The 15,071-nt window shown below is 73.3% G+C and carries 12 protein-coding genes and 1 other RNA gene; 7 read left to right on the top strand and 6 right to left on the bottom strand.

Features of this window, described 5'->3' with window-relative positions; genetic code table 11:
* Positions 1-138 precede the first annotated feature (138 nt).
* The gene (locus DFQ13_RS07470) at positions 139-3,438 is read left to right on the top strand and encodes a BTAD domain-containing putative transcriptional regulator (RefSeq protein WP_110079263.1); all 3,300 of its coding nucleotides are present in this window, start codon (positions 139-141) and stop codon (positions 3,436-3,438) included.
* A gap of 164 nt (positions 3,439-3,602) precedes the next feature.
* Here the strand turns inward: DFQ13_RS07470 and DFQ13_RS07465 are convergent, their stop codons facing one another.
* The 3 genes from DFQ13_RS07465 to DFQ13_RS07455 all read right to left on the bottom strand — a co-directional run bounded on the left by DFQ13_RS07465 (position 3,603) and on the right by DFQ13_RS07455 (position 6,159).
* Positions 3,603-4,130, bottom strand: a complete 528-nt coding sequence (locus DFQ13_RS07465; protein ID WP_110079262.1) for a hypothetical protein — start codon at positions 4,128-4,130, stop codon at positions 3,603-3,605.
* Between the two features lie 104 nt (positions 4,131-4,234).
* Positions 4,235-4,801, bottom strand: coding sequence for a snapalysin family zinc-dependent metalloprotease (locus DFQ13_RS07460; protein ID WP_110079261.1), 567 nt, complete (start codon positions 4,799-4,801; stop codon positions 4,235-4,237).
* A gap of 158 nt (positions 4,802-4,959) precedes the next feature.
* On the bottom strand, positions 4,960-6,159 hold the full coding sequence (locus DFQ13_RS07455; RefSeq protein ID WP_110079260.1) for an MFS transporter: 1,200 nt from the start codon (positions 6,157-6,159) through the stop codon (positions 4,960-4,962).
* A 149-nt stretch (positions 6,160-6,308) separates the two neighbouring features.
* Here DFQ13_RS07455 and ffs point away from each other — a divergent pair.
* Positions 6,309-6,403, top strand: an RNA gene (ffs, locus tag DFQ13_RS07450) — signal recognition particle sRNA small type.
* 9 nt (positions 6,404-6,412) lie between these two features.
* Here the strand turns inward: ffs and DFQ13_RS07445 are convergent.
* Entirely contained in the window at positions 6,413-7,408 is a 996-nt protein-coding gene (locus tag DFQ13_RS07445) for an LLM class flavin-dependent oxidoreductase (RefSeq protein ID WP_110079345.1), read from the bottom strand.
* A 122-nt stretch (positions 7,409-7,530) separates the two neighbouring features.
* On the opposite strand from DFQ13_RS07445, the gene DFQ13_RS07440 reads away from it, so the two are divergent.
* Positions 7,531-9,624: a DNA polymerase III subunit gamma and tau gene (locus DFQ13_RS07440; RefSeq protein ID WP_110079259.1), complete on the top strand. Its 2,094-nt coding sequence runs from the start codon at positions 7,531-7,533 to the stop codon at positions 9,622-9,624.
* Between the two features lie 727 nt (positions 9,625-10,351).
* On the opposite strand, the gene DFQ13_RS07435 is transcribed toward DFQ13_RS07440, so the two are convergent.
* Both DFQ13_RS07435 and DFQ13_RS07430 read right to left on the bottom strand, forming a co-directional pair.
* Complete coding sequence (locus DFQ13_RS07435; RefSeq protein ID WP_146241146.1) at positions 10,352-11,233, bottom strand: WD40 repeat domain-containing protein; 882 nt, start codon at positions 11,231-11,233, stop codon at positions 10,352-10,354.
* A gap of 23 nt (positions 11,234-11,256) precedes the next feature.
* Positions 11,257-12,138, bottom strand: coding sequence for an N-acetylmuramoyl-L-alanine amidase (locus tag DFQ13_RS07430; protein WP_233438293.1), 882 nt, complete (start codon positions 12,136-12,138; stop codon positions 11,257-11,259).
* A 99-nt stretch (positions 12,139-12,237) separates the two neighbouring features.
* Here DFQ13_RS07430 and DFQ13_RS07425 point away from each other — a divergent pair, with 99 nt between their 5' ends.
* The 4 genes from DFQ13_RS07425 to DFQ13_RS07410 all read left to right on the top strand — a co-directional run bounded on the left by DFQ13_RS07425 (position 12,238) and on the right by DFQ13_RS07410 (position 15,026).
* Positions 12,238-12,552: a YbaB/EbfC family nucleoid-associated protein gene (locus tag DFQ13_RS07425; protein ID WP_035280003.1), complete on the top strand. Its 315-nt coding sequence runs from the start codon at positions 12,238-12,240 to the stop codon at positions 12,550-12,552.
* Between the two features lie 7 nt (positions 12,553-12,559).
* The gene (gene recR, locus DFQ13_RS07420) at positions 12,560-13,156 is read left to right on the top strand and encodes a recombination mediator RecR (RefSeq protein WP_110079256.1); all 597 of its coding nucleotides are present in this window, start codon (positions 12,560-12,562) and stop codon (positions 13,154-13,156) included.
* Positions 13,153-13,716 (top strand): uridine kinase family protein, encoded by a 564-nt coding sequence (locus DFQ13_RS07415; RefSeq protein ID WP_407643135.1) that lies wholly within the window; start codon positions 13,153-13,155, stop codon positions 13,714-13,716. The genes recR and DFQ13_RS07415 overlap by 4 nt, the downstream gene beginning before the upstream one ends.
* Positions 13,717-14,021: 305 nt before the next feature.
* Positions 14,022-15,026 carry an ABC transporter permease gene (locus DFQ13_RS07410; RefSeq protein ID WP_035280006.1) on the top strand — a complete coding sequence of 335 codons (1,005 nt, stop codon included), beginning with the start codon at positions 14,022-14,024 and terminating at the stop codon, positions 15,024-15,026.
* Positions 15,027-15,071: the final 45 nt, after the last annotated feature.

Raw genomic sequence — 15,071 nt, 5'->3', positions numbered from 1 at the left:
CTGGAGGGCTGGCGGGCTGGCGGGCTGGCGGGCTGGCGGACTGGCGGGCTGGGAGGGGGCGGCGGGCTCAGGTGGAACTGGGCGGGAGCGAGGGGCGTCCGATGGGGGCTGGGACCCGAGAACTCGGAAGGTCTGGTCGTGCGATTCCAGGTGCTGGGGCCGTTGCGCGTGGACGACGGCGGTGTGGCCGTGGGGCTTGGCGGGACCAAGCAGCGGGTGTTGCTCGCGCACCTGCTGCTGAACGCCGGACGGGTGGTCCGGGCCGCTGCGCTGGTGGACGCGCTGTGGGGGGACGAGCCGCCGACCTCGGCCGGGGCGAACCTCCAAACCTACGTGTGGCGGCTGCGGCGGGAGGTGGCACCGGAGGCGCTCGTGCGCAGCGGGGACGGGTACGCGCTGCGGGTGCCGGAGGAGTCCGTCGACGCTTTCCTGTTCCGGCGGGAGTGCGCGCGGGCGCGGACCGAGCGCGACCCGGTGGTGGCGCTGGAGCTGTTCGAGGGGGCTGAGGCGCTCTGGCGGGGGGAACCGCTGGCGGACCTGCCCGCCGTCCCCGCCTGGGAGGCGGAGCTGAGCGCGCTGTGCGAGGCGCGGTTGGCCGCCACCGAGGACCGGTTGGCGCTGGAGTTGCGGCTGGGGCACCACGGGCGGGTGGCCGAGGAGCTGGCACCGCTGCTCGACGAGCACCCGTACCGGGAACGGTTGTGGCAGCACCACCTGGACGCCCTCGCGGCCTCCGGGCGGCGGGCGGACGCGTTGGCGGCCTACCGGTCGGCGCGGGAGCGGTTCGTCAACGAGCTGGGGGTGGAGCCGGGACCGGGCCTGCGGGCGGCACAGGCACGAATCCTCCACGGCAGCAACCACCCCGCTCCCGGCAGCCATCCCACTGGCGGCGGCCACCCCGCTCCCGGTGGTTACGTCGATCCTGGTGATCACGCCGGTCCCGTTGGCCACCCCGCTCCCGGTGGTTACGTCGATCCTGGTGATCACGCCGGTCCCGTTGGCCACCCCGCTCCCGGTGGTTACGTCGATCCTGGTGATCACGCCGGTCCCGTTGGCCACCCCGCTCCCGGTGGTTACGTCGATCCTGGTGATCACGCCGGTCCCGTTGGCCACCCCGCTCCCGGTGGTTACGTCGATCCTGGTGATCACGCCGGTCCCGTTGGCCACCCCGCTCCCGGTGGCCACCTCGATCCTGCTGGTCACGCCGATCCCGGTGACCACTCCGCTCGCGGTGTTCACGCCGATCCCGGTGGCTACCCCGCTCGCGGCGGCCACGTCGATCTTGGCAGCCACGCTGATCCTGGCGGTCACCCCGCTTGCGGCGGCCACCGCGCTCGCGGCGATCACCATGCTCGCGGTGGCCGCACCGCTTGCGGTGACCACGGCGGTCCCGGCGGGCAGCACGTGCCGATCCGGCAGCTACCGCCGGACCTGCCCGACTTCACCGGGCGGGAGGAAGCGGCGGCCGAACTCCTGCGGTCCCTGGCACCCCGGCCCGGGCAGTACGCGGCGCCGGTCGCCGTGGTGTCCGGGCCGCCGGGGACGGGGAAGTCGGCGCTGGCCGTGCACGTGGCGCACCGGTTGCGCGAGGAGTACCCGGAGCAGTTCTACGCCGACCTCGGGGCCACCGGTGGGCGGGCGCCCGAGGCCGTGCTGACCGACTTCCTGCACGCGCTGGGGGTGTTCGGGGCCGGGCTGCCCGAGGGGGTCGCGGCGCGGGCCGCGCTGCTGCGGTCGCGGCTGGTGGGGCGGCGGGTGCTGGTCCTGCTCGACGGTGCCACCGGTGCCGCGCAGGTCCGGCCGCTGCTGCCCGCCGACGGCGGGTGCGCGGTCTTGGTCACCGCCCGCTCGCGGCTGCCGGAGCTGGTGGGGGCGCACTCGGTGGGGCTGACCGAGTTCGCCCGCGCGGAGAGCGTGCGGCTGCTCGCGGGCATCGCGGGTGCCGACCGGGTGCGGGCCGAACCGGGACCGGCGGCGGACGTCGCCGAGTTCTGCGGGCACCTGCCGTTGGCCATCCGGATCGCGGGCACCCGGTTGGCCGGGCGGCGGGGGTGGACCGTGGGGGTGCTGCGCGACCGGTTGGCCGACGAGTCGCGGCGGTTGGGTGAACTGCGGGTGGGCGACCTGGCGGTCCGGACCGGGTTCGAGCTGAGCGTGCGGCAGTTGCCGGAGGCGGGGGTGCGCGCGTTCGGGCGGTTGGCCCTGCTGCCGGGGCGGGAGTTCCCGGCCTGGGCCGTGGACGCGCTGCTCGGGTCCCCCGCACCCGACGTGCTGGACGGGTTGCTCGACGCGCACCTGGTCGCGGCGGCGGGCCCCGGGTTGGACGGGCAGCCGCGGTACCGGTTGCCCGACCTCCTGCACTGCTACGCCAGGGAAGTCGTCGACGCCGAGGCGGCCGGGGAGCGCGCGGCCGCGTTCGCCCGGTCGATTTCCGCTTTGTCGTCCCTGGCCAAGCGCGCCGCCCGGGGACTGCCCGCGTCGTTCGGAGCGGTGCTCGGGGAAGCGGTGGGGTGGACGCTGGACCCGGCGGACGAGGCGACCGCGGTGGCGAAGCCGTTGGAGTGGTTCGGCACCCACCGGCACGTGCTGGTCCGCGCCGTCGAGTCGGCCGCCGCCGCGGGGGAGGCCGAACTCGCCTGGCAACTGGCCGCCGCGTCGGTCCCCTTCCACGACCTGCGTGGCCACTACGACGACTGGCACACCGCCCACCAGCACGCCCTGAACGCGGTGCGCGAAGCGGAAAACCCCCGGGGGGAAGCAGTCCTGCTGCGCGGCCTGGGCCAGGTGCACCTCTACCGCGACGAGTACTCAGCCGCCGCACGGAGCCTGACCCGGTCCGCAGAGCTGTTCGCCACCCTGGAAGACCACCGCGGTGAAGCCTCAGCCGTGGCAGGCCTCGGCACCCTCGCCCGAGTCGGGAACCGCCCGGACCAGGCACTGCCGCACTACCGGCGGGCACTGCGGGGATTCCGCGCGGTCAACGACCTCGGCGGCGTGGCCCAGACGCTGGGCTCGCTCGGTTCGGCGTACCGCGCCCTGGGAGTGCTGGACGCCGCCGCGGTCCGCTTGGCCGCCGCCCTCGACGCCGCCCGCCACCTCGGGGACGCGCACCGAGAGGCCAAGGTGCGCACCGAACTGGCCGCCCTGCACCGGGACAACCACGATTTCCCCGCCGCCGAGGGAGAACTGCTCACCGCACTGTCCACCCTGGAGGAACTGCGCGACGAGCGCTGCACCGCCTACGCCGTGTTGGGCCTCGGACGTACGCTCCTCGGCGCCGGGGAACCCGCCCGGGCCCGCGGGCTCGGGGAACGGGCGGTGCGGGTGTTCCGGGAAACCGGCAACCGGCGCGGGGAAGCCGAGGCACTGGTACTGCTCGCCCGCTGCCGCCGCCCGCCCCGGACACTGCCGGGGCGGGCGTACGGGCGCGCGGTCTAGTAACGATCATGTGCGAGCCTGCCTGGGCTGTGGGGCATCTCTTCAGCCCCACTCGGTCACACCGGGCGCGTGATCGGCGTAGGTGCCCCGCCCAAGCAGATCCACCCACCCGGGCGTTTGCGTAGCCAGCCACCGGTTCGCGGGGGGCTGGCTTGGTGGCAGGCCTAGTTGCTGTTGCCCGGCTTCCAGCCCAGGTAGTTGGCGAAGTAGCCCTGGCGGACGTGGCCGATGCGGCCGTTGACGCTGGTTGCCCAGACGCCGCCGTTGCCGTCGGCGAGGCCGACGTGGCCGTACTGGGAGATGTTCCAGAAGACGAACGCGCCGCGCGGCGGGGTGGCGCCGCCGGTGTGCCGGGCGCCGTCGCCGGAGTTCCAGTGCGCGATCGCGCTGGCGTGGTGGGTGGTGCGGTTCCAGGCCAGGCGGACCGCGCGCTCGCAGTAGCCGTCCTGCTCGGTGCTGCCCTCGCGGTTGCGGAACCAGCCGATGGCGCCCTCGACCGTCTGCAGCGCGCTGAAGTCGGCGTCCGTCCCGGTGGGCAGCACCGCCGACGGGTCGGCGACGTCGGCGGCGGTGACCTGGCTGTACAACTCCGCGCCGTGCACCTGCGCGGGTGCGGCCGACGCGGTCCCGACCGTGCTCACCGCGATGGCGGCGGCGGCTCCGACGGCCCCGACCAGCTTGACCAGCTTCATGGCAGCTCCTCCCGACTGATGGCTCGGCGGAGCCGGTGCAGGCCGACCCGCCGGTGTCGCCACCAGGCTGGGTCGGCCCGCTACACGGGCACTACAACCGCAGGTCAGGACTTCGCGAAGATCTGCGGCTCGGTGATGCGGACCTGCTCGCCCCGCGCCGCGAAGCCGTTGGCCCACAGCGAGTTGACCCGGCTGCGCTCGGTGGCGTTGGGGTAGGAGTTGGTGCAGCTCGGGCCGGGGCCACCGCCGGACATCAGCTCCGAGCAGGGGCCGGAGTAGTGGTCCGGCAGGCCCAGGACGTGCCCGGTCTCGTGGGTGATCACCCGGATCACGTCGTACTGGCGGACCTGGGCGTAGTCGATGAAGACGTAGCCGCGGCCGTGCCCGTCGGTGCTGGCGTAGGAGCCCCGGGAGTCGTTGCCCTCGTAGAAGGCGAAGTTCCCGCCGGAGGAGACCTGCTGCAGGCGGACGTTGGTCACCGAGGTGTTCCAGTGCGAGATCGAGGTGCTGATCTGCGACCGGAACGAGGGGGCGCCGGAGACCGTGTAGGTGACGGTGACCGCGGCGGTGCCGAAGTCGCCCTCGGTGGTGGCGCTGGCCTGGGCGGCGGTCATCGGGGCGATGGTCGCCGCCAGGGCCAGGGCGGCGGCGGCGAAGGACTTGCGGATCATGCGAACTCCTCGGTGCAGGGGGACGAGGTTCACGGTGTCCGCCTGACCGTAGGAGGTCGTGTCATCCCTTCACCAGACCATTGAGCAGTGGTTATTTACCAACCGAAGTGGACGATTGACCTGGCCCGGGGTGTGCTGCTTGCCCGCGGGCGGCCGGGTCAGGCCTCCTCGCCGACGAGGACGGCCTCGGCGGGCACCGCGCGCGGGTCGCGGCCGGTGCGGCCCAGGGTGAGGACGCCCGCGGCGACCACGCACAGCGCGGCGGCGACCAGGAACGGCGCCCGCGGCCAGTCGAACCAGGCCGCGACGTGGCCGACCAGGGTCGCGGCCACCGCGCCGCCGAACCAGCGGCAGAAGTTGTAGCCCGCGCTGGCAACCCCGCGCGGCGCCCCGCTCGAACTCATCGCGGTGCCGGTGAACAGTGTGTTCAGCAGGCCGGACGCCACCCCGCTGACGATCACCGCGACGACCAGCACGGCTTTGCTGTCGATCACCATGGCCGCCATCAGCGCCGCGTACCCGAGCACGGCGGCGGTGGTGGCCGCGCGCTCGCCGAGCCGGGCGGCGAGCTTCGGCGCCAGCACCACCCCGGACACGGCCACGCCCAGGCCCCAGCCGAAGAAGATCAGTCCGATCGGGACGGCCCCGAAGCCCAGCACGAACGGCGACCAGGCCAGCACCACGAAGAACGCGGCGGTGTAGAGCGCCGACCCGATCGAGGTCAGCAGCAGCCCGCGGTGGCGCAGTGCGCGCAGCGGGTCAAGCAACCGCACCGGGTCGCGCTCCTCGTGCCGGTCGGGGGCCAGTCGGGTCGCGCAGAGGACCAGGGCGACGGCCATCAGCACGGCGGTCCCGGCGAACGGGGCGCGCCACGACCAGGAGCCGAGCAGCGCGCCCAGCAGCGGGCCGGTCGACAGGCCCAGGCCCAGCGCGGCCTCGTAGAGCACGATGGCGCCCTGCTGCCCGCCGGACGCCGCGCCCACGATGACCGACAGCGCGGTGGCGATGAACAGGGCGTTCCCCAGCCCCCACACCGCGCGCAGCGCGACCAGCTCGGTGATCGATCCGGCCAGCGCGCAGGCCAGGGTGGCCGCCACGATCAGGCCCAGGCCGGCGACCAGGGTGCGCTTGGCGCCGAACCGCGCCGCGCAGGCGCCGGTGATCAGCATGGCCACCACCTGCACGCCCAGGTAGGACGAGAACAGCAGGGTGACCTGTGAGGGGCTGGCGTGCAGGCCCTCGGCGATGGACAGCAGGATCGGGTCGACCAACCCGATGCCCATGAACGCGATCACCGCGGCGAACGCGGTGACCCAGACGACCCTCGGCTGTCGTCGCAGGGATTCGGACAGCGCCATGCGGTCTCATCGCCTCCCGGATCGGCTCCCGGGGCACGGCCGTCCCGGGATTTCACTTAGCAATGCTACCCAATAAAAGTTAGGACAGCTAAGTAACTTGCCTCACCGGGGGGTGCGTGGTGCTCCGCGCGCAACTCGCTACACTTGCCCACGGACCCCGTGCGGTGTTCACCCTGCGAACCTCCCCAGGGCCGGAAGGCAGCAAGGATAAGCGGGCTCTGACAGGTGCACGGGGTCCCCTTTCGTCCCGGGGTCAGGCCAGGGCCTTGAGCCCCACGACCTCCGCCACCCGCTCGTAGCTGCGGATTCGCTCGGCGTGGTCGAAGACGCTGGTGGTGATCATCAGCTCGTCCACCCCGGTCGCCGCCAGCAGGTCCTCGATGCCCCGGCGCACCGTCTCCGGCCCTCCGACCACCTGGTCGGCCAGCCGCTGCTCGATGAACAGCCGATCGACGTCGGTGTACTCGTACGCCGCGGCCTCCTCCGGCGACGGCAGCCGACCCGGGTCGCCCTTGCGCAGCTTGAGGAACTGCAGCAGGGCGGGCTTGGCCAGCTCCCGGGCGGTCTCGTCGTCCTCGGCGCACAGCACGTTCGCCGCGATCATCGCGTACGGCTCGTCCAGCACGGCCGACGGGCGGAACCGGTCGCGGTAAAGGGCCAGGGCCGGGATGGTGTTCTCCGAGCTGAAGTGGTGCGCGAAGGCGAACGGCAGCCCCAGGTGGCCCGCGACCTGGGCGCTGTAGCCGGAGGAACCCAGCAGCCACATCGCGGGCTGGTTGCCCAGCGCGGGCACGGCGGTCACCCCGCGCGAGTCGCGGCCGGTGAAGTAGTCCGCCAGTTCGGTGAGCTGCTGCGGGAAGTCGTCCACCGACAGCGCCCCCTCCTGCCGCCGCAGCGCCCGGGCGGTCACCTGGTCGGTGCCCGGCGCCCGGCCGATCCCCAGGTCGACCCGGCCCGGGTGGAACGCCTCCAACATGCCGAACTGCTCGGCCACGACCAGCGGGGCGTGATTCGGAAGCATCACGCCGCCACTGCCGACCCGGATGCTCTCGGTGGCCATGGCGACGTGCGCGAGCAGCACGGCGGGCGCGGAGCTGGCGATGCCCGGCATGTTGTGGTGCTCGGCCACCCAGTAGCGGTGGTACCCCAACCGCTCGGTCGCCCTGGCCAGGTCGAGGCTGTTGCGCAGCGCGGTGGTCTCGGAGGAACCACTGGCCACCGGTGCGAGGTCGAGTACGGAGAAGGGGATCGTCACCCAGGGGACAACACCGGGCGGCCCACCCGGATTCCCCCCGCCACCCCTGTGTCGATCCCCACCCGCGCCGGTCAGGCCCCCATCGTGATCACGACCGGCCCCGGTAGTGTCGCGTCGTGGCGCTCGCCCTCTACCGCAAGTACCGTCCCGCGACCTTCGCCGAGGTCGTGGGACAGGAACACGTCACCGTCCCGCTGCGCACCGCGCTGGCCGCGGGCCGGGTCAACCACGCCTACCTCTTCTCCGGACCGCGCGGCTGCGGCAAGACCTCCAGCGCGCGCATCCTCGCCCGCTCGCTCAACTGCGAGCAGGGGCCGACCGACGAGCCGTGCGGGGTGTGCAACTCCTGCGTGCAGCTCGCCCCGAACGGGCCGGGCAGCGTCGACGTCACCGAACTGGACGCCGCCTCCCACGGTGGTGTCGACGACGCCCGCGAGCTGCGCGACCGGGCCTTCTACGCCCCCGCCGGGTCGCGCTACCGGGTGTTCATCGTCGACGAGGCGCACATGGTCACCACGCAGGGCTTCAACGCCCTGCTGAAGATCGTGGAGGAGCCGCCGGAGCACCTGGTCTTCATCTTCGCGACCACCGAACCGGACAAGGTCCTCGCCACAATCCGCTCGCGGACGCACCACTACCCGTTCCGGCTGATCCCGCCCGGCGCCATGCGCGACCTGCTGGAGCGCAACTGCGCCGCCGAGGGCGCCGTCATCGAGCCCGCCGTGTTCCCGCTGGTCATCCGCGCGGGCGGCGGTTCGGCCCGGGACACGCAGTCGGTGCTCGACCAACTGCTGGCGGGCGCCGGACCGGAGGGGGTCACCTACGAGCGCGCGGTTTCCCTGCTCGGGGTCACCGACTCGGCACTGATCGACGACATGGTCGACGGCCTCGCCGCCAATGACGCCGCCGCCGTCTACGCCACGGTCGACCGGCTGGTCGAAGCAGGCCACGACCCACGGCGGTTCGCCTCGGACCTGCTCGACCGACTGCGCGACCTGGTCCTGCTGCGCGCGGTCCCGGAGGCGGGCGCGCGCGGCCTGGTGAACGCCCCCGCCGACGAACTCGACTCGATGACCCGCCAGGCCGCCCAGCTCGGCCCCGGCACGCTGTCGCGCTACGCCGAGATCGTGCACACCGGACTGGTGGAGATGCGCGGCGCCACGGCACCCCGCCTGCTGCTGGAACTGCTGTGCGCGCGGATGCTGCTGCCCGGCGCGGTCCCCACCGACGCCGCCGCCGACTCGGCGGTCATCCAGCGCCTGGAGGCGATGGAACGGCGGATCACCAACGCCCCCGCCGCACAGCCCACCACCCCCGCGCCGCGCGCCGCCGCCCCGGAACCCGCCCGCCCGGAGCCCGCGCGGGCCGCCGCCCCGGAAGCCCCCCGCGCCGAACCCGCCCGCCCGGAGCCGGCGCGGACAGCCGCCCCGGAGGCCGCGCGCCCCGAGCCCGCCCGGGCGGAGGCCCCGCGCAAGAACGCCGACGGCTCGCAGTACGTCCGCCCCTCGCAGCGCGCCGCCGCGCAACCCACCCCGCAGCCGGAACGGCCCACCCCGGAGCGCCCGACCCCCGAGCGGCCCGCGCCGCAGCGGCTCGCAGCGCCCGAGCCCGCCCCGACCGGGTCCACCCCGACCGGGTCCACCCAGGCGCCCGCCGCCGCCCCCGCCCCCGGCGGCCTCGACGCCGCCGCCGTGCGCCGGGTGTGGTCGGAGTTGCTGGCCACCATCCGCAACACCAGCAAGCGCACGGCCGCACTGCTCGCCACCGCCACGGTCCAGGCCGTCGAGGGCGACACCCTGGTCATCGCCCACGCCGCCGCGCCCCTGGCCCGGCTGCTGGCCGAGACCAGCAACACCGACGCCATCGCCCAGGCCCTGGTCACCCTGTTCGGCGGCACGTGGAAGGTCCGCTGCATCCACGCCGACCCCAGCTCAGCCCCCGACACCGGCGCCGCCCAACCCAGGACCCAGCCCAAGGCCACCCCGGAACGCACCTTCGAACCCCCGCGCCGGTCGTCCCGCCCCGTCGAGCAGCTCCCCCCCGAGCCCCCCGCCGAGGACGTCCCCCCGCCCCCCGAGCCGGAGGACGAAGAGGAGATGCTGGCCCAGGCCGCGCACAAGCCCGACCCGGACGCCCCCCGGCAGGACCCCGAGGCGGCGATGCTGAAGCTGCTGGCCGAAAAGCTCGGCGCCCGCCCGGTGGAGGGCTAGGGCCTGGCCTCAAAGCCAGCCAGCCCCCACGAACCGCCGGCCCGGCTACGGAAACGCCCGGGTGGGTGGATGTGCTCGGCCAGCCAACCACCCCGCAAACCACCAGCCCAGCCACGGAAATACCCGGGTGGGTGGATGTGCTCGGCCAGCCAGCCACCCCACAAACCGCCAGCCCGACTACGGAAAAGCGCGGTTGGGTGGATGTGCTGCTCGGCCAGCCGACCGCCCCCGAAACCGCCGGCCCGGCGAGCGAATGCCCGGGTGGGCGGATGTGCCTGGCCAACCGACCACCCCCGCAACCGGCGGCCCGACCAAGCAACTGCCCGGGTGGGTGGAGGTCCTGAACGCAGGCTGGCCACCCCGAGAACCGCCGGCCCGGCTGCGCGACTGCCCGGGTGGGTGGATGTGTTTGGCCGGGGGTGGCGATCATGTGACAGCCTGCCTGGGCGGTGGGGCATCTTTTCAGCCCCACCTGACGCACTGGAGCACATGATCGCCATAGGGGCCCCGGCCAAACACATCCACCCAGCCGGGCACACCCACAAACCCCCGGCGCTCGAAAGCCGAGCACACCCACCCAGTCGGGCATCACAGCAAACGACCGGCGCTCGAAAGCCGAGCACACCCACCCAGCCGGGCACTACAGCAAACGACCGGGCTTCGCAGGACAGGCCCCGGGGAGCACCGAGCTTGAAAAGCCGACCACTCGGGCGCAGCAGGCCAAGCCCTAAGCGGCTTTGACCGCGCCCGACTCCGCTTCCACCCACGAGATCCCACCGGCCCCGGTGACCACCAACCGCAGCGAGTCAGGCGTCCAGCGGACGTCGGTCGGCGCGGGCACGGCCGCGGAGCGCAGGTAGCGGCCGGTCTCGGTCTCGTGCAACGAGATCCCGTCCGGCAGTGCCACCGCGAAGCGCCTGCCGTCGGGGGCGAGGTGCGCCGTGGCCGACAGCGGCAGGTCGGGGACCAGCGTGGACCACTCCGGGTCGGTGACGTTCCAGCGGGTCACCGCGGCCGACTCCGGGCCGTACTCGGTGGCGAGGAGGCGCTGGGAGTCGGGCAGCCAGGCCAGGGTCCGGTGGCCCGCGTCCACCGGTTCGGGGGAGATCAGCCGGACGTGGTCGTCCTCGGTGAGCGGCATGGTGTCGACCAGGACGAGCTTGCGGGGCATCCGGATGGCGATGTGGCGGCTGTTGGCGCTGACCGCGGCCTCCAGGACCGAACCGCCCCGGTCGTAGACCGCCTGCTCCTCGCCCACCAGGACGTTCCTGATCACCACCGTGTAGAGCAGGCGGTGGCGGCGGTTGGCGCGGTAGACGATCCGGCCGGGGAGCACGCCCAGCAGTTCGGTGTCGTGGTCCGGTGCGCCCAGCAGCGGTGACATCTTCCCGTTGGCGCGCAGGAGGGACAGGCGCGCGGGGGTTCCGTGTTGGACGACCACCGTGCGCTCCTCGGGGAGGTACCTGGCCAGGGTGAGGTCACCCACCACGGCGAGTTCGCGGCTGTTCCCCTTGGCGTCGGTCTCGACCAGCCGCGACTGGTCTCCTTCGGTTGCCGCGGTGAGCAACCGTCCCCGCTCGTCGACGTCGAGCACCCGCATCCCGGACATGATCCAAGCCTGTCACAGGGTGCTCAGCCGAGGAATCCGAGGATGCCGTTTGCTATCCCTTCGGCGTAGCGCTGCCGCCCGTCCGGGCTCGACAGGGTGGCCGCCTCGGCCGGGTCGCGCATGTTGCCGCACTCGATCAGGGCGCTGGGGCGGGTGGCCAGGTTGAGCCCGGCCAGATCGTTCCGAGGGGACAGTCCGGCGGTGCCGATGTAGGTGGAGGTGGGGAAGCCCGCGCCGACCAGCGCGTCCCGCAGGTCGCCCGCCAGCTCCAGCGACGGCGCGCCCTGGGCGGCGTTGAGCGGCGGGGACGAGTGGGCGATGTGGAAGCCGCGGGCGCCCGCGGCGGTCGAGCCGTCGGCGTGCAGGGACACGACCGCGTCGGCGGCGGCCTCGTTGCCGATGGCCGCGCGGCGGTCGACGCAGGGGCCGACCCCGGTGTCGTCGGGGCGGGTCAGGACGACCCGGACGCCCCGGGCGGTGAGCAGGGCGCGGACGCGCTGGGCGAGGTCCCAGGTGAAGGCGTGTTCGGGGTAGCCCGCGCCGGTGGCCGTCCCGGTGGTGTTGCACGCCTTGACCTGGCCGCGACCGGCGGGCACCGGCTTGTTGATCTCCTCGGGGTGCGCCGCGTTGCCGCCGTTGTGCCCGGGGTCCAGGACGACCACGCGACCGGCGGGGACGACCGGCCCGGTAGTGGTCGTCGGCACCGCGGGCGGGGTGGTCGTCGTCGCCGGTGTCGGGCTCGGCGGCGGGGTGGTCGTGGTGGGTGGGGTGGCACTCGCCGTGGTCACCGTGGTCGTCACCGCGCTGGTCGCCGCGGGGGCCACGGGGGCGCCGCCGCAGGCCGCGGTGGCCAGGACGACGGAGCAGGTCAGGGCGAGGCTTCGCAGCGGGGGTCGACGCGGCACGCCGCCCACCATGCCACGCGGGGGGTCCGCCTAGACTGGGGGCGACCACGATCCCCGACGAGAGGGGCCCCGGTGTTTCCCGGAGGCGGCGCACCCGACATGCAGGCCATGCTCGCGCAGCTCGGCAAGCTCCAGGAGCAGGCCGAGACCACCCAGCGCGAGATCGAGGAGGCCGAGTTCACCGGCACCTCCGGCGGCGGGGCCGTGGTGGCCACGGTCGCCGGGTCCGGCGAGCTGAAGGCCCTCGTGCTCAAGCCCGAGGTGGTCGACCCGGAGGAGGCCGAGCTGCTGGCCGACCTCATCGTCGCCGCGGTCCGCGACGCGTCCGGGCAGGTGCAGGAGCACGCCGACGCCAAGCGCGCCGAGCTGACCAGCGGTCTGGGACTGGGCGGCCTCGGCCTGCCCGGCATGTGAGGGCTGGGTGTACGAGGGCCCGGTCCAGGACCTGATCGACGAGCTGGGCAGGTTGCCCGGTGTCGGGCCCAAGAGCGCCCAGCGGATCGCGTTCCACCTGCTCGGCGCCGAACCCGCCGATGTGACCCGGTTGCAGGAGGCCCTGCAGAAGGTCAAGGAGGGCGTGGTCTTCTGCGACGTCTGCGGCAACGTCTCCGAGGAGACCACCTGCCGCATCTGCCGGGACGCCCGGCGCGACCCGTCGGCGGTGTGCGTGGTCGAGGAGCCCAAGGACGTCCTGGCCATCGAGCGGACCCGCGAGTTCAAGGGCCGCTACCACGTGCTCGGCGGCGCGCTCGACCCGTTGTCCGGCATCGGGCCCGAGCAGTTGCGCATCCGGCAGTTGCTGTCGCGGATCGGGTCGCAGGAGATCACCGAGGTGATCCTGGCGATGGACCCGAACACCGAGGGCGAGGCCACCGCCACCTACCTGGTGCGGATGCTGCGCGACTTCCCCGGGCTCACCGTCACCCGGCTGGCCTCCGGCCTGCCGATGGGCGGCGACCTGGAGTTCGCCGACGAGCTGACGCTGGGCCGAGCCCTGTCCGGTCGCCGCACGGTGTGAGCCCGGCCGCGGTGGACCCGGCCGCGGCGGCGGCGCTGGCTGCCGCGCCCCGGCTGGGCGCGGTGCGGCTGGTGGCCGTCGACGGCCCGTCCGGGTCCGGCAAGACCACCTTCTCGGGGGACCTGGTGGCCGCGCTGCGCGGGCGCGGGGCGCGCGTCGCGCTGGTGCCGACCGACGACTTCGCCACCTGGGACGACCCGGTCGGTTGGTGGCCGCGGTTGGCCCACGGGGTGTTGGACCGCTTGGCGCAGGGCCACCCGGGTGCTTACCGCCGAATGGACTGGTCCACCGGCGAGCCCCGGTTGGGCGCAACGGTCCACATCGAACCCCCCGACGTGTTGCTCGTCGAAGGCGTCTCCTCCGGCAGGCGCTCGGCGGTGCCCCTGCTGTCGCACCTGTTCTGGTGCGAGGTGCCCGATCCCGCGGTGCGGCTGGCGCGCGCGGTGGCGCGCGACGGGCACCCCAGCGAACCCCTGTTCCGCCGCTGGCAGCTCTTCGAGGAGGGGTGGTTCGCTGTGGACGGCACTGGTGACCGTGCGTCCACCCGTGTTCAACGCTGACCGAACAGCGTACCCACGGTGTCCGCTCACCGAACAAATCCCCGCTAAAAGTGACTGACAGTGTCAAAACAGTTGCTCAGCGGTGATTCTGTGTATGCCAGTTGTTCGGATCGTGACCTCCCGTAGTTAAGAGTTCTCCGACAAAACGGCTATGGTCGGCCACCACACGGCGCGTTCCGGAAGACGGACCGCCGCGGAGACGAGGAGTGCGGGATGGCTTACCAGCGATCCGCGCGAGCCGGTCGGACGACCGCCACACCCGGCGGAGCACGACCGCACGCGCAGGCGCCAGGGCGGTTCACGGCATGACGGCACCGCCCGACGTCTCCGGCTCGGCCGCCGAGGCCGACCCGGAGGCCGCACTCGCGGGCATGCCCGCCAAGGCGATCCAGGGCCGCTCGCTCGGCCAGATCGCCTGGCTGCGGCTCAAGCGCGACAAGGTCGCGATGGCCGCGGGCGTGTTCGTGGTCCTGCTGGTGCTGATGGCCGTCGCCGGGCTGCTGCTCGACCGGGTCTTCGACGTGGTGCACCCCAACACGTTCCACGAGGACCTGGTCGACACCGAGTTCGGCACGCTCGCCCCCAAGGGCGCCTTCGGCGGCATGAGCGCCGACCACATCTTCGGCGTGGAGCCCAAGAACGGCCGCGACATCGCCGCCCGGGTCCTCTCCGGCGCCTGGATCTCGCTGCTCATCGCGTTCCTCGCCACGCTGCTCTCGGTCTTCATCGGCACCGTCATGGGCGTCACCGCCGGGTACTTCGGCGGCTGGGTCGACACCCTGATCAGCCGGGCGATGGACGTCTTCCTGGCCTTCCCGCTGCTGGTCTTCGCCATCGCCATGGTCGGCGTGCTGCCGGACGAGCTGTTCGGGCTGCAGGGCGAGGCGCTGCGGATCGCGCTGCTGATCTTCGTGATCGGCTTCTTCAACTGGCCCTACGCGGGCCGGATCGTGCGCGGCCAGACGCTGTCGCTGCGCGAACGCGAGTTCGTCGACGCGGCGCGCAGCCTGGGCGCGCGCGGCCCGTACATCCTCTTCCGGGAACTGCTGCCCAACCTGGTGGCGCCCATCCTCGTCTACTCGACGCTGCTGATCCCGACGAACATCCTGTTCGAATCGGCGCTGTCGTTCCTCGGTGTCGGGATCAACGCCCCCACCGCGACCTGGGGCGGGATGCTGTCGGAAGCCGCGGCGTACTACACGATCCCGCACTTCATGCTCTGGCCCGGTCTGGCGATCTTCGTGACCGTGCTCGCGTTCAACCTGTTCGGCGACGGCCTGCGCGACGCGCTCGACCCGCGTGCCCGATAGGTGATGGCAGTACCGGTGTCCTGGAAGGAAGGGTGCAACAGCACG

This window comes from Actinokineospora spheciospongiae (genome assembly GCF_003182415.1).
Taxonomy (GTDB): Bacteria; Actinomycetota; Actinomycetes; order Mycobacteriales; family Pseudonocardiaceae; genus Actinokineospora; species Actinokineospora spheciospongiae.
The sequence above is the reverse complement of the archived record's forward strand: the minus strand, read 5'-3'. Positions and strand labels throughout refer to the sequence as shown.

Excerpts from the sequence above, each read along its gene's own strand:
- DFQ13_RS07465 (WP_110079262.1), bottom strand. The coding sequence starts at position 4,130 with ATGAAGCTGGTCAAGCTGGTCGGGGCCGTCGGAGCCGCCGCCGCCATC.
- DFQ13_RS07460 (WP_110079261.1), bottom strand. The coding sequence starts at position 4,801 with ATGATCCGCAAGTCCTTCGCCGCCGCCGCCCTGGCCCTGGCGGCGACC.
- DFQ13_RS07455 (WP_110079260.1), bottom strand. The coding sequence starts at position 6,159 with ATGGCGCTGTCCGAATCCCTGCGACGACAGCCGAGGGTCGTCTGGGTC.
- DFQ13_RS07435 (WP_146241146.1), bottom strand. The coding sequence starts at position 11,233 with ATGTCCGGGATGCGGGTGCTCGACGTCGACGAGCGGGGACGGTTGCTC.
- DFQ13_RS07425 (WP_035280003.1), top strand. The coding sequence starts at position 12,238 with ATGCAGGCCATGCTCGCGCAGCTCGGCAAGCTCCAGGAGCAGGCCGAG.
- DFQ13_RS07410 (WP_035280006.1), top strand. The coding sequence starts at position 14,022 with ATGACGGCACCGCCCGACGTCTCCGGCTCGGCCGCCGAGGCCGACCCG.